The organism is Haemophilus aegyptius (genome assembly GCF_900475885.1).
In the GTDB taxonomy this organism is placed as follows: Bacteria; Pseudomonadota; Gammaproteobacteria; order Enterobacterales; family Pasteurellaceae; genus Haemophilus; species Haemophilus influenzae.
Genome location: NZ_LS483429.1, coordinates 1760810 through 1774344 on the forward strand (window position 1 = coordinate 1760810; position 13535 = coordinate 1774344).

The window sequence follows — 13535 nt, forward strand, 5'->3', positions numbered from 1 at the left end:
TCCTTGCTTATTCATAAAAGGCAGCAAAAATCACTTCTGCCCGCACATCGCCTGCTTTATCGTCTTTGCCATCTGTAATAGCATAAAAGCGTGCTTTTAAAGGCAATTTAAAAGCGTGAGCTTGCCCAGCTACAGCTTCTGCCCCGAGAGTATCCCCATTCGGGCTTGAAACAAGTCCTTCATAGGGTAATTGCAAGGCATTGTATTTAATTTCAACAGGATTATCTTTTTTGGTCAATAATTGTACACCAACGCTATCTTTATTGGCACCTGTTGCAAGATTTGGCAATACACCTTTGGCTAATAAATCAGGCTTGTTTGTGGTATTCATTAACACAAATTTCAGTTTATTTGTTTCACTGATTAAATCGCCGCACTCTTCCACCCAAAGATCGAAATCTTTTTCGCCAGCGGTTTGGTTGGCTGTGCTAAGTTCATTGGCATACACTGTGCCAAGAGCAACTTGTTGATTTTCATAGCCACTATGCACTTGGCAAGTGCCACCATTTTTAATCGTTACGGTAAATTTCACACTGCCATCACGTGCCAAACTAAAAGGCACAACAGCAAACAATAAGCTGAACAAGCCTATCATTTGGCGGAATAAAAGCTGTTTTTTCACTTTTTTCATTGGTTTATCCTCCATTTATTGACACACTTTTTCATATTGTTGCATTTGGGTAGCATTGTCTAAATTCACGCTGTAATCAAAATGGCATTGGTTTTGCTCGCCATTTCCCCAGCTGACTTTGATTGTGCCTTTAGGCTGTTGTAAACCACCAGCAAACAGTACGCCATTTTGTACCACATAGCCGACAAATTGCCCTTGTTCGTCATAAGCTTCTGATGCCATTGGTAATAATTCGCCGTTCGTACGGGTTAAGTTAAACAGTACGAGGCGATTACGTTTAGTTTCAAAATTAATCACATGAATACTATTGGCTCGCGGAATAATTTTTTTCTCCGTACCATCAAATTCAATATTTAGCGGTAAATTTTGCGGATCGATACCAATTTCATTAATGCGATAAGGCTGGGTGTAAGGCACAATGGCATTACCGAACCAATCCAACATTTGCCCTTGTCCGCTATTCACTTCTGCACCAGCTGCACCATCTGCATGCACCACCGCAAAACTGTCGCCAACAGATTCGCCAAAGGTTATTCCGTGGCGATGTGCAACCACGACACCAGATAAATTAGAGCTCATTTGACGAGATCCACGATTATCTCTAGAAGCAGAAGCATCAAAGTCGAAATAAGAATTACGATAACTCATATTTGCTGACATATTGCGGTATCCCTCTTGTCCTGAGTTGCCATATACGCCATAACTCCATTGGCTATTTTTACCAAAACTTCCATTGATACCAATTTGGCTACTGCTATTACCTGCTGAATTACGTGCGTAATTAGATGAAAGTGAATGGTTATGACCTAACGGAACACTCATACTCAAATAAATTTGGTTATCGCGCTGCCCACTTTGTCGATCAATCGTTTGTGAAAAGCCGATTTGATAACTTAGCCATTTAAAACGATTCGCATAAGAGAGTTGATATTGATGGTAACTGCCTGATTTATTCCAATAATTACGTGTTGCGCCAACTAAATATAAACTTCCCCATTTATCAAAATCTTGAATAATGGATAGTTGGTACTGATTTTTAGGACGAGGCGATAACACAGAAAAAAAGCTTTTCCCAATGAAATGATTTGCATTAATCACGTCACTTAAACTATAAAAATCACGAGAAGAATAACGATAAGCTGCTAACGTAATATTGGTGCGAGTGCGGTTAAAATTAATACTGTAATTACCATGTAAACTATAACCTTTTCTCACGCTTGGCTGTGTGTTCATTGCACCATTTTGATTCACAAGACTGTGCGGCAAAAAGGTACTACGAGTCCAAGTACTATCTACAGAAAACGCACCAATCGGGGTATTCAATCCTAACCCTAACGCACCTGACAAGTAATTTTTACTATAAGTCACACCCGTATTAATAGTGATATTATTATACAAACCATACTGCAACATACCTTGTGCGACATTATCAGGATAGATTTCTTCCCCACTGCGATAACGCCCTGCAGCGAGTTGATAGCGGAATTGTCCCATTCTAATCAGAGGGGCAACATTAGAAAACGGCACGATAAATGACCGCACTTTGCCGTCTGCCTCTTTAATTTCCACCGTGAGATCGCCGTTATAGCCACTAGAATAAAGATCATCGATCACAAAAGGCCCAGGCGTAACATTAGTTTGATAAATGATATTGCCATTTTGATAAATGCTCACTACAGCATTACTATTTGCAATCCCCTGCACACGAGGCGCAAAGCCAAGTTGTGATGGCGAGAGCATTCGATCATCAGAAGAGATGTCAATACCACGTAATGCAAACCCTTCAACCACTTGCCCAGATGTATAAAAATCGCCTAAAGTAACCAGCCCACGAATCGGTGCAAAATCTCTCTGTACATAGGTTTCGTAAGTTTGGTACGGCGTATTGTAGCTTTGCTCTTCACTTTGGCTCCAACTTTTTGAACCAGAATGACGAAATGCCCAGTTACCTAAATTAACCCCTGTTCGCAAATTTAAAAACATTTGCGAAGATTGCGTACCTTGGTTTGCATAACGACTGTGGTTAATATTGTAATCAGCAAACGCTGCCACATCGCCTGTTTGCCAACGGCTTGGCGCAATGTAATCGCGAGGACGATTAATCGTTAAGGCTTGTGCAATCGTAAATTCTAAACGCTGTTGCCCTGTGTTAAATACTGCTTTCCCATCAGGAATTGCGTCTTGAATAAACACACACTCTTTCTCACTTGGGGAGTGTTTGATAGCAGCTGATTCTAGATCCAACAACGCTTCTAATTCAGGGGTAAAACAAAGCTGTGCAAAAGGCATATCTGCATTTTCATTATCACGAAAACGCAATGTCATTTCGCCTTTTTCTTTGCCGTTTACCCAAACAGCAGCAGGGTATTCTCCAGGTAATACGCTGTTTTTTTGTTGAAAACGTGTAACATCAATGTTAGAACCATTACCGCCCATATTCAAAAAGCCAGCACTAAATTCCACATCTTCATCTTCTACATTCAAGCTTTCTTTTGGTGTATTTGGTACGTTTTCCGCCTTTGCATACAAGGGAAAAAAAGCCAATCCAATTAAAAAACCAATTAGACTTAAATGCGGATTAAAAGAAAATTCTCTCATAATATCTCGTTAATAATTACGTGGATTACTCTCACGATAAAATGAATATAACCAACGATAACAATTTGAATTAAACGCGTGGGCTCACGCCCACCCTACATTAATCATTCTCACAACATTAAATATTGCTCGTATCCATTACTTGAACATATTTCATCTCACCCCCCAAAACCTCGTAGGGTGGACGTAAGCCCACGGTAAAATGAATGTATTTCATCGCATCGCACCAAAACCTCGTAGGGGGGCGTACAGTTAATTGATGGTTGATTCGCCTGCTACGTCGCCGCCATAATCATTAATTAACGACCATTTCACTTTTTGTCCGTTATTTACACCTTTTACGTCAAATTCTCCTTGGCTAAAAGGGGCGACCATCACAGCTTCAGGGGCGGATTTACCACCAACTGAGGCTTGTGTAAAAGTTAAATAATAAGGTGTTGGATTATCTGCCCAAAGTTTGCCGCCTTTGGCTTGCCAAGTGACTTTTTTGTAGGCCTCTGCTGGTGGATAAGGCAAATTGCTTGGGCGGTAAAAGAGTTTTAAACGGCTACGTACCGAAAACTGCAAATAATTTGGGTTGTCTTTTAAATAGGCTTTACTTGGTTTAGGCGGAATATCCAATAAGTTAAAATAATAAAGCGATTCGCGATCTTGTGGTAAAGCTTGTGTGCCAGTAAAGGTGATACGCAAGGTTTGCCCTTGATTTCCCTCTACACGCGTGACGGGTGGTGTAATAATAAATGGCACCTGTGCTTGGCTGCCTTGTTTGTCTTCAATCCAGCTTTGCACCAAAGCAGGGGAAGAATCTTGATTATTCAATTGCACATTGAGACTGCTTTGATTCCCTGGGTAAATTAAACGCGTACCAAGAATAATCACACTAGCGTGAGCGGAAAAGGTGGCAAATAAACAGGATAAAATCGCAGAAATAAAAATAGATTTTTTAGAAAAGGACAACATACATCACTCTCTTAGCATAAATAATGATACCGAAAAGCACACAAAAAGGTGGGCAAGGGAATAAACGTAATATTTTGATTACTCGTATGCTAAGTCTAATTCAGCTTCAGCTTTTACTTTACCTGCTTGAGATTGGCCTGTTGCGTAGTAACGGGCAAGGAAGTTTATCGCTGGCGTTGTAGAAAGATCAGTTACGCTTAATTTAGCATCAGTATCATTTTGTCCAATTTTTAATCCATTGCCATTAATATTAGCAAATTGAATATTAACATTTGTAGCTGGATCATTAGTCTCAATATTTTTTAATGTAAACTGATTAGCAGTATCTACTTTTTCAGTATGGTTAAAGGTAACAGAGACTTTATTTTTAGTAGTTTGATTATCTGTTGTACCTGTATGTGGAGTATGAACGCCATTTGTAGTGAGACAATTTTGTAAATGAATAGTAACTAATTGTTGAGTTGCCACGTCACCTTTTTGTTTTAAACTATTTGTACCTACTGTATCCAACTTAACATGTTTATCTCTATCATTCATAAAAATTTCACAAGTTTGAGTCACAACTTCACCATTAACGGTAATTTTTGCATGAGTTGCGGATTGGTTTTGTGTTTGTACCGCCGCTGCAAACGCACTATTAGCACCAAACACCCCTAATGCTAATAAAGCTAAGATTGTTTTTTTCATTTTAAAAATCCTATATAAAAACTTTAGAATAAATTTCATCCTAGATTGGATGACCACGTTTAAACCCTTTAAACCCGATTGTTTATAGTGAAAACTTACCCATTATAAAAAAAAAAAAAAAAATGCAAGCTGTATAAATATTAAGGTAATTTGATAAATTTCTTTATTTTTCTAGATGTCAAGCAAAAAAAAAACGCTTGTAATATACACTACAAGCGTTTTTTATATTATGTCATATTAGTGTTTTATTCAGTAAAGCGTTTACTACATTACCGACACCGCTTTAATCTGAACATAAACATCTTGCCCAACAGCAAAACGCAGTTCATTTTGCGCCCATTTACTGATACTTGCCCAAATCTTATTCCCTTCCACTAATACGGCAAGATCCACTCGAGAATCTTGTATCTCAATTTGTGCAACTTGGCCACGTAAAATATTACGAATGCTTGTTTGTTCTGGCTTTTGCAGTGTGATAGAAACATCTGAACTATAAATACAAACTCGCACTCGCTCGCCTACATTCGCGGGTACTTGATGAATCCAAAGCACTTGTTCGCCTAAGGAAAGTGCGGTCATTTTATAAGGTGGATTATGCAAATGAACGGGCAATGCAAGTACACTACTCTGTTCGCTTTCCCCTTTCCAAGGGGCAAAAATAGGACTATTCCAAATTTTTTCTACGCTGTCATAGGCTTTCACAATGCCGTTTTCCATCAGCACAACGCGATCAGCTAAACGCAACAATTCGTCCAAGCTATGTGTAACATATAAAATCGGGATATTAATTTCTTTAGAAAGACGTTCCAAATATTGCATTAGCTCGCGTTTGCGGGGAAAATCAAGGGCAGAAAGTGGTTCGTCCATGAGCAAAATATCTGGATCAGTCAGCAGCGCACGCCCTATTGCCACACGTTGTTTCTCTCCGCCAGAAAGCGTGAGCGGATAACGCTTTAATAAGTGAGTAATGCCGAGAAGATCCACAATATAGTTAAAATCATCTTGCGATACGTTTTTCATACCATAGCGTAAATTACCTTTCACACTGTAGTGAGGAAATAAACGCGCATCTTGGAATACATAGCCAATTTTACGCAAGTGGGTCGGCAATGATTCTTGGCTTTCCATATCCACTAAAGTGCGGTCATTTAAACGGATGAATCCTTCGTCTGGTTGTATCAAGCCACTGACAAGATTAATCAGCGATGTTTTGCCTGAGCCAGACAAACCGAAAATAGCTGTCACACCTTGATCTGGCACTTGTATATTCGCTTGCAAGGCAAGTTGCCCGAGCTGTTTTTTCACATTAATCTGCAACATTTCCTTGTCCTAATTTTTTCTGCATTCGCTGGCTCAACCATTCAGACAGTAACAAAGAAATCAATGAAAGAATGATAGCAAATAAACATAAGCGAGCGGTTTGTTCTTCTGCAGCGGGTGTTTGAATAAAAGAATACATCGCAAGGGGAATCGTTTGAGTTTCGCCTGCAATGTTCGATACAAACGTAATGGTCGCGCCAAATTCCCCTAATGATCGAGCAAAACCAAGCACGAGCCCGGCTAAAACACCTGGTAAAGAAAGTGGCAAGGTTATTGTAAAAAATACACGCCAAGCGGAAGCACCGAGTGTTTGCGCCGCTTGCTCCAATTTAATATCAATATTTTCTAAAGAAAGTCGAATCGCGCGAACAACCAATGGAAAGGCAACCACGGCAGAGGAAAGCACCGCCCCCTTCCAACTAAAGCCAAAAGATAAGCCAAACCACTGATATAAATACTTTCCAATGAAACCATTACGCCCCATTGCCACAAGCAATAGATAACCGATAACCACAGGTGGCAATACTAAAGGCAAATGAATTACGCCAGTAATCAGGGATTTTCCATAGAAGTTTTTGCGTGCTAAGAGCCACGCCACAAAAATGGCTAACGGCAAACTCCAAAGCATGGAACTGACTGCAACACTCAGGCTTAAATTAATTGCTGAGATTTCCATTGGCGTCAGATTAAAAAATGAAAAAAATTGGGTAAGCAAAATGAATCCTTATCTAAATAGCCTCTCTTTAAATCCCTTATTTATGGGAATATCCCACATTGATGAGAGGTAAGATGCTCTATAATAACAAAAGGGCAGAAATATCCGCCCTTCATGACTATTAAGATTCTATCTTATTTTGCAGAGAAACCATACCCTACAAGCACTTTCTTCGCTGCATCTGATTCTAAATATTTCAAGAAATCGCGAGAATCCACATTATCATGACCTTTTACAATAGAAACGGGATAAACAACTGGTTTATGGCTATCAGCTGGGAACACTGCAACCGTTTTAACTTGTTGGCTAACTTTTGCATCAGTGCTGTACACAATACCGTAAGGTGCTTCTGCACGTTCAACTAAAGCTAATGCACCACGCACATCTTTTGCACGCGCTAAACGATCTTGCACTTTATCCCATAAATTTAATTTGGTTAATGCTTCTGCTGCGTATTGACCAGCAGGTACGTGTGCAGGATCGCCAACAGATAAATAGCTATCTTTTAATGCATTGATCCATTCACCTTTAGCAATATCCACAGAATTTACCGCACTTTTTGCTGGTGCGATTAAGACTAAATCATTGCCCACTAAAACTTTTTCGGTTTCTTTTACGGTTAAATCTTTTTCAGAAAGATATTTCATCCATTTATTGCTTGCAGATACAAAAATATCCGCTGGTGCGCCTTCTTCAACTTGTTTTGCTAAAGTTGAAGAAGAAGCGAAAGAAAACACTACTTCATTTTTCGGATTTTGTTTTGCGTAATCTTTTGCAACTTGTTGTAAAGCATCAGTCATTGAAGCCGCTGCAAATACAGTCACTTTAGCGGATGCCGCAAAAGAAAAGCCTAATCCTGCGATTAAAAGTGCGGTTGAAATTTTAGTTAATTTTTTCATGAATCATCTCCTACGATTAAACGTTATTTACTTGATTATATATTGAAATAAATAACAATCATATAGCAAAAGAAAAATTATTTAGTAAAATATATAACGCTTAGGCTTACCACTTAGGATTACTTAGGAACAGCAAAATGAAAAACACCGAAATTTTACTCACAATTAAACTTCAACAAGCACTTTTTATCGATCCAAAACGAGTTCGTTTACTCAAAGAAATTCAACAATGCGGTTCGATTAATCAAGCAGCGAAAAATGCAAAAGTGAGCTATAAAAGTGCGTGGGATCATTTAGAAGCCATGAATAAAATCAGCCCTCGCCCATTGCTGGAACGAAATACAGGCGGAAAAAACGGCGGGGGTACAGCACTTACCACTTATGCCGAGCGTTTGCTACAACTTTATGATTTATTAGAACGTACGCAAGAACACGCGTTTCATATTCTACAAGATGAATCCGTGCCGTTAGATAGTTTGATCACGGCAACCGCACGTTTTTATTTACAAAGTAGCGCACGCAATCAATTTTTTGGGCGAGTGGCACAACAGAGAATTATTGACGCCCGTTGTGTTGTGGATGTGAATGTGCAAGGATTACCAACGCCGTTGCAAGTTTCTATTACCACCAAAAGCTCGGTGCGTTTGAAACTGATTACAGAAAAAGAAGTGATGCTGATGTTCAAGGCACCTTGGGTAAAAATCAGTGAACAACCATTAGCAAATCAACCGAATCAGTTCCCCGTAAATATCAAATCACTAAATGAAGAAGAAGCCATCCTTCAATTTGCTGAAAGCGACATTGAATTTTGCGCCACAGTCCACCAACCAAATCAATGGCAAATCGGACAACAAGTTTGGATTCACATTGATCAAGAGCAAATTATTTTAGCAACGCTGGGCTAATTCCCACATTAGCCAAGAGATTAACCTAAAATCTAAAACACCCCAAAAATCAACCGCACTTTTCATCTTTCTTGCTAAAACAGCCTTCTTTAGGGCTGTAATATAAGGCACGAAAGAAAAAACAAACGTTCACTTTATGTTACTTTCAAATTTTTACAAAAAATGATACTTTTATCGTCATATTTGTGACAAAATTGTGCACCTTTTAGGATGCCTCTTTATTCTTTAATTTCACACAAGCTGCAAAAACATAAAGAGTGAATATTTTGGTAGTAAATTTAGGAAAATGAATTAATGAACAAAGTTTTTAAGGTAATTTGGAATAAAGCAACGCAACGATTAGAAGTTGTTTCTGAATTGGCGAGAAGCCAAGGAAAAGCAGCCGCCACAACAGATAACCATGTTTCTGCGGGGGGGGGGGGGATAGCCTCAGCCAAAGGTAAACCGTCCTTTACATTAACCCTACTGGCATTATCGATGCTAATGCTATCCAGCAAGGCTTTTGCTGAAAAACGATATGGCGATCTGTTTTCGGTTCCGAGAAATGATTTGGGGGTGGGAAACACTGCTACAAACTCCGTTGAACAGAATAATACATTACCTGTCATAGTTGGGGTTGCGAATAATGCTGGCACCGATGGAGCAACAGAAAATGGTGCTGCAGGCGGCATTGAAGTTGGTAAAAATGGTTTTGCTCTAGATGCTAAAAATCACAAAATTACAGGATTAACCGACGCCGCACTTACAGCCGCAAGTACAGAGGCTGTAACAGGCAAACAATTAAAGCAAACAAACGATAATGTCACCGCTGCTGCAAGCACAGCAAATTCAGCATTAACTGCAGCAACCTCAGCTGCGACTGCAGCGGCAGAAGCGAAATCGAATGCAAGTACAGCATTAGCAAAAGCAACTACCCTTGAAACCACACTTAACAACCAAACAAGTTATTTGCACGTCAATTCCGCAAAAACTGGCAATAAAGGCAAATATAACGAAACCGCTGGCGCAACAGGTACAGACTCTATCGCAATTGGCCCTAACGCAAGCGCCTCTCTCAACAGCTCAATTGCAATTGGCGATGAATCTAAAGCAAACTACGACTACAGCATTGCTTTGGGTACAAATGCAACCGCAACGGGTCTTAATGCAACCGTAATTGGTCGAAATGCTAGAACGAAAGGAACGGATTATGATGCCATTGTTGTTGGTACAAACGCAACTAGTGCTAACACATCAACTGTAGTGATTGGTAAAGATGCCAAGGCTTCAGGACAAAGTTCAATTTCCATTGGGCAAGAATCAAATTCTACACAATCTGCATCGGTTGCTTTAGGTTATCGAGTTTCTGCAATAAACACAAATGCAACTGCAATTGGTTCTTACAGTAATGCGACAGGAACTAATTCTGTCGCCATTGGTTCGGCAAGAGCAACTAATGTTAGCACCACCGCTATTGGTCAGGGCGCAAATGCAAGCGGTTCAAGCGGTACAGCTGTAGGTACGCAAGCAAATGCAACAGCAGGAAGTTCTGCCGCATTAGGTCAAAGAGCAAATGCAACAGCACTCGCTGCTATTGCATTAGGTTATCAAGCTCAAGCAAAAGGAATATGGGCAACAGCAGTCGGCCCTGATTCTAAAGCTATTGCAAACTACTCTGTTGCAATGGGTAATAGTGCAAATGCCTCTGCAAACCAAACAATAGCCATCGGACGTTCCGCAAACGCATCAAAAGAAAATGCTATCGCCTTGGGTTACAACGCACAAGCAACAGGAGAGAGGGCGTCTGCCGTCGGTCCTGATGCCAAAGCTATTGCAAACTACTCTGTTGCAATGGGTAATGGTGCAAATGCCTCTGCAAACCAAACAATAGCCATCGGACGTTCCGCAAACGCATCAAAAGAAAACGCTATCGCCTTGGGTTACAACGCACAAGCAAACACCAAAGATGGCGATATTGCATTAGGTAACGGATCTATTACAGCCTTGCAACACGATGCAAACACATTTACTCTAAATGGAAAAGACATAGGTAAAAATTTCGTTCTAGGCTCAGATCAAGGCGTACTTTCTATCGGTAACTCAACCGTTAATCGTCAAATTCAAAACGTAGGCGCAGGTAAGATTACGGCAGATTCAAGCGATGCGATCAATGGTTCACAGCTTTATCACGTTGCGACAGAATTAAACACTCTAGCAAACAAAGCACAAGATGAGGCTACCAAAGCATTAGACAAAGCGACCGCACTTGAAGCACGTAAACAAACGTTCAAAATTCAAAATAGTCAAACAGAACAAAATACTAAAGATGGTAACGCTAAAGAGTGGGGATTAAACCAAGATAACGAAATCACGTTTGGTGCAACCTCCGATCTTACTGTTAGCACAGACGGCAATGGCAAAATTATCTATGGATTAAGTCAAACTGCAAAAGACTCAATCTCTTCTGCAGCAGCCGCAGCCGAAACAGTAACAAATACATTAAACGAAATTAATACACAAGTTAGCACAGCAAAAAGCTACGCAAGCAGCGCAGCCAGCTCCGCCAGTGTGGCATCCACATCCGCCAGCGCCGCATCCACATCCGCCAGTGCGGCATCCACATCCGCCAGCGCCGCATCCACATCCGCCAGTGCGGCATCCACATCTGCCAGTGCCGCATCCACATCCGCCAGCAGCGCAGCCAGCTCCGCCACCGCAGCTTCAAGCTCAGCACAACAGGCTTCTAGCTCGGCGCAACAAGCGTCTAGTTCAGCAGAGCAGGCTTCAAGCTCGGCGCAACAGGCTTCTAGTTCGGCGCAACAAGCAAGCAGCTCGGCACAACAAGCATCAAGCTCGGCGCAACAGGCTTCTAGCTCAGCACAACAGGCTTCTAGTTCGGCGCAACAAGCAAGCAGCTCGGCACAACAAGCATCAAGCTCGGCGCAACAGGCTTCTAGCTCTGCTCAACAAGCTTCAAGCTCTGCTAACGCGGCAAGTTCATCAGCCAATGCAGCATCAAGCTCTGCTAACGCAGCAAGTTCATCAGCCAATGCAGCATCAAGCTCTGCACAACAAGCTTCTAGCTCCGCTCAACAAGCTTCTAGCTCCGCTCAACAGGCTTCTAGCTCTGCTCAACAAGCTTCAAGTTCTGCTAACGCAGCAAGTTCATCAGCTAACGCAGCTTCAAGCTCTGCTAACGCGGCAAGTTCATCAGCTAACGCAGCTTCAAGCTCTGCTAACGCGGCAAGTTCATCAGCTAACGCAGCATCAAGCTCTGCTAACGCGGCAAGTTCATCAGCTAACGCAGCTTCAAGCTCTGCTAACGCGGCAAGTTCATCAGCCAATGCAGCTTCAAGTTCTGCTAACGCAGCAAGTTCATCAGCTAACGCAGCATCAAGCTCTGCTAACGCGGCAAGTTCATCAGCTAACGCAGCTTCAAGCTCTGCTAACGCGGCAAGTTCATCAGCTAACGCAGCATCAAGCTCTGCTAACGCAGCAAGTTCATCAGCCAATGCAGCATCAAGCTCTGCTAACGCAGCAAGTTCATCAGCCAATGCAGCATCAAGCTCTGCACAACAGGCTTCTAGTTCGGCAGAGCAGGCTTCAAGCTCTGCACAACAGGCTTCTAGTTCGGCAGAGCAGGCTTCAAGCTCGGCACAACAGGCTTCTAGCTCAGCACAACAGGCTTCTAGTTCGGCGCAACAAGCAAGCAGCTCGGCACAACAAGCATCAAGCTCGGCGCAACAAGCAAGCAGCTCGGCACAACAAGCATCAAGCTCGGCGCAACAGGCTTCTAGCTCTGCTCAACAAGCTTCAAGCTCTGCTAACGCGGCAAGTTCATCAGCCAATGCAGCATCAAGCTCTGCTAACGCAGCAAGTTCATCAGCCAATGCAGCATCAAGCTCTGCACAACAAGCTTCTAGCTCCGCTCAACAAGCTTCTAGCTCCGCTCAACAGGCTTCTAGCTCTGCTCAACAAGCTTCAAGTTCTGCTAACGCAGCAAGTTCATCAGCTAACGCAGCTTCAAGCTCTGCTAACGCGGCAAGTTCATCAGCTAACGCAGCTTCAAGCTCTGCTAACGCGGCAAGTTCATCAGCTAACGCAGCTTCAAGCTCTGCTAACGCGGCAAGTTCATCAGCTAACGCAGCATCAAGCTCTGCTAACGCAGCAAGTTCATCAGCCAATGCAGCTTCAAGCTCTGCTAACGCGGCAAGTTCATCAGCTAACGCAGCTTCAAGCTCTGCTAACGCGGCAAGTTCATCAGCTAACGCAGCATCAAGCTCTGCTAACGCAGCAAGTTCATCAGCCAATGCAGCATCAAGCTCTGCTAACGCGGCAAGTTCATCAGCTAACGCAGCTTCAAGCTCTGCTAACGCAGCTTCAAGCTCTGCTAACGCGGCAAGTTCATCAGCCAATGCAGCTTCAAGTTCTGCTAACGCAGCAAGTTCATCAGCTAACGCAGCATCAAGCTCTGCTAACGCGGCAAGTTCATCAGCTAACGCAGCTTCAAGCTCTGCTAACGCGGCAAGTTCATCAGCTAACGCAGCATCAAGCTCTGCTAACGCAGCAAGTTCATCAGCCAATGCAGCATCAAGCTCTGCTAACGCAGCAAGTTCATCAGCCAATGCAGCATCAAGCTCTGCACAACAGGCTTCTAGTTCGGCAGAGCAGGCTTCAAGCTCGGCACAACAGGCTTCTAGCTCAGCACAACAGGCTTCTAGTTCGGCGCAACAAGCAAGCAGCTCGGCACAACAAGCATCAAGCTCGGCGCAACAAGCAAGCAGCTCGGCACAACAAGCATCAAGCTCGGCGCAACAGGCTTCTAGCTCTGCTCAACAAGC

General features: G+C 42.3%; 13 protein-coding genes. 1 reads left to right on the forward strand and 12 read right to left on the reverse strand.

Annotation, left to right across the window (positions count from 1 at the left end):
- Nucleotides 1-7: 7 nt before the first annotated feature.
- From DQN49_RS09110 to modA, 7 genes are all read right to left on the reverse strand, one after another.
- Nucleotides 8-631, reverse strand: coding sequence for a fimbrial protein (locus DQN49_RS09110; RefSeq protein ID WP_223395556.1), 624 nt, complete (start codon nucleotides 629-631; stop codon nucleotides 8-10).
- A 15-nt stretch (nucleotides 632-646) separates the two neighbouring features.
- The gene (locus DQN49_RS09115; RefSeq protein WP_006995815.1) at nucleotides 647-3229 is read right to left on the reverse strand and encodes a fimbria/pilus outer membrane usher protein; all 2583 of its coding nucleotides are present in this window, start codon (nucleotides 3227-3229) and stop codon (nucleotides 647-649) included.
- 252 nt (nucleotides 3230-3481) lie between these two features.
- Nucleotides 3482-4189 (reverse strand): fimbria/pilus periplasmic chaperone, encoded by a 708-nt coding sequence (locus tag DQN49_RS09120; RefSeq protein ID WP_006995814.1) that lies wholly within the window; start codon nucleotides 4187-4189, stop codon nucleotides 3482-3484.
- A 78-nt stretch (nucleotides 4190-4267) separates the two neighbouring features.
- Entirely contained in the window at nucleotides 4268-4876 is a 609-nt protein-coding gene (locus DQN49_RS09125) for a fimbrial protein (RefSeq protein WP_223395567.1), read from the reverse strand.
- 264 nt (nucleotides 4877-5140) lie between these two features.
- Nucleotides 5141-6196, reverse strand: coding sequence for a molybdenum ABC transporter ATP-binding protein ModC (gene modC / locus DQN49_RS09130; protein WP_006995812.1), 1056 nt, complete (start codon nucleotides 6194-6196; stop codon nucleotides 5141-5143).
- Entirely contained in the window at nucleotides 6183-6911 is a 729-nt protein-coding gene (gene modB, locus DQN49_RS09135) for a molybdate ABC transporter permease subunit (RefSeq protein ID WP_006995811.1), read from the reverse strand. Before modB ends, modC begins: the two co-directional genes overlap by 14 nt.
- A 134-nt stretch (nucleotides 6912-7045) precedes the next feature.
- Nucleotides 7046-7810, reverse strand: coding sequence for a molybdate ABC transporter substrate-binding protein (gene modA / locus DQN49_RS09140; protein ID WP_006995810.1), 765 nt, complete (start codon nucleotides 7808-7810; stop codon nucleotides 7046-7048).
- A gap of 137 nt (nucleotides 7811-7947) precedes the next feature.
- Between modA and DQN49_RS09145 the strand changes: the two genes are divergently transcribed.
- Complete coding sequence (locus DQN49_RS09145; protein ID WP_006995809.1) at nucleotides 7948-8715, forward strand: TOBE domain-containing protein; 768 nt, start codon at nucleotides 7948-7950, stop codon at nucleotides 8713-8715.
- A 278-nt stretch (nucleotides 8716-8993) separates the two neighbouring features.
- On the opposite strand, the gene DQN49_RS10495 is transcribed toward DQN49_RS09145, so the two are convergent.
- The 5 genes from DQN49_RS10495 to DQN49_RS10515 all read right to left on the reverse strand — a co-directional run bounded on the left by DQN49_RS10495 (nucleotide 8994) and on the right by DQN49_RS10515 (nucleotide 13319).
- A complete protein-coding gene (locus DQN49_RS10495; protein ID WP_223395570.1) occupies nucleotides 8994-9386 on the reverse strand; it encodes a hypothetical protein in 393 nt (130 codons plus the stop codon).
- A 39-nt stretch (nucleotides 9387-9425) separates the two neighbouring features.
- Nucleotides 9426-9641, reverse strand: a complete 216-nt coding sequence (locus DQN49_RS10500) for a hypothetical protein (RefSeq protein WP_154645759.1) — start codon at nucleotides 9639-9641, stop codon at nucleotides 9426-9428.
- Nucleotides 9642-11231: 1590 nt separating this feature from the next.
- Nucleotides 11232-11408, reverse strand: a complete 177-nt coding sequence (locus tag DQN49_RS10505) for a hypothetical protein (protein ID WP_154645758.1) — start codon at nucleotides 11406-11408, stop codon at nucleotides 11232-11234.
- A 417-nt stretch (nucleotides 11409-11825) separates the two neighbouring features.
- Nucleotides 11826-12248 (reverse strand): hypothetical protein, encoded by a 423-nt coding sequence (locus DQN49_RS10510; RefSeq protein WP_172593766.1) that lies wholly within the window; start codon nucleotides 12246-12248, stop codon nucleotides 11826-11828.
- 417 nt (nucleotides 12249-12665) lie between these two features.
- Entirely contained in the window at nucleotides 12666-13319 is a 654-nt protein-coding gene (locus DQN49_RS10515; RefSeq protein WP_172593767.1) for a hypothetical protein, read from the reverse strand.
- Nucleotides 13320-13535 lie beyond the last annotated feature (216 nt).

Bases quoted from the DNA above. Each gene is read 5' to 3' on its own strand.
- DQN49_RS09115 (WP_006995815.1), bottom strand. From the start codon at position 3,229: ATGAGAGAATTTTCTTTTAATCCGCATTTAAGTCTAATTGGTTTTTTA.
- DQN49_RS10495 (WP_223395570.1), bottom strand. From the start codon at position 9,386: ATGCCGCCTGCAGCACCATTTTCTGTTGCTCCATCGGTGCCAGCATTA.
- DQN49_RS09145 (WP_006995809.1), top strand. From the start codon at position 7,948: ATGAAAAACACCGAAATTTTACTCACAATTAAACTTCAACAAGCACTT.
- modC (WP_006995812.1), bottom strand. From the start codon at position 6,196: ATGTTGCAGATTAATGTGAAAAAACAGCTCGGGCAACTTGCCTTGCAA.
- modA (WP_006995810.1), bottom strand. From the start codon at position 7,810: ATGAAAAAATTAACTAAAATTTCAACCGCACTTTTAATCGCAGGATTA.
- DQN49_RS09125 (WP_223395567.1), bottom strand. From the start codon at position 4,876: ATGAAAAAAACAATCTTAGCTTTATTAGCATTAGGGGTGTTTGGTGCT.
- DQN49_RS09110 (WP_223395556.1), bottom strand. From the start codon at position 631: ATGAAAAAAGTGAAAAAACAGCTTTTATTCCGCCAAATGATAGGCTTG.
- DQN49_RS09120 (WP_006995814.1), bottom strand. From the start codon at position 4,189: ATGTTGTCCTTTTCTAAAAAATCTATTTTTATTTCTGCGATTTTATCC.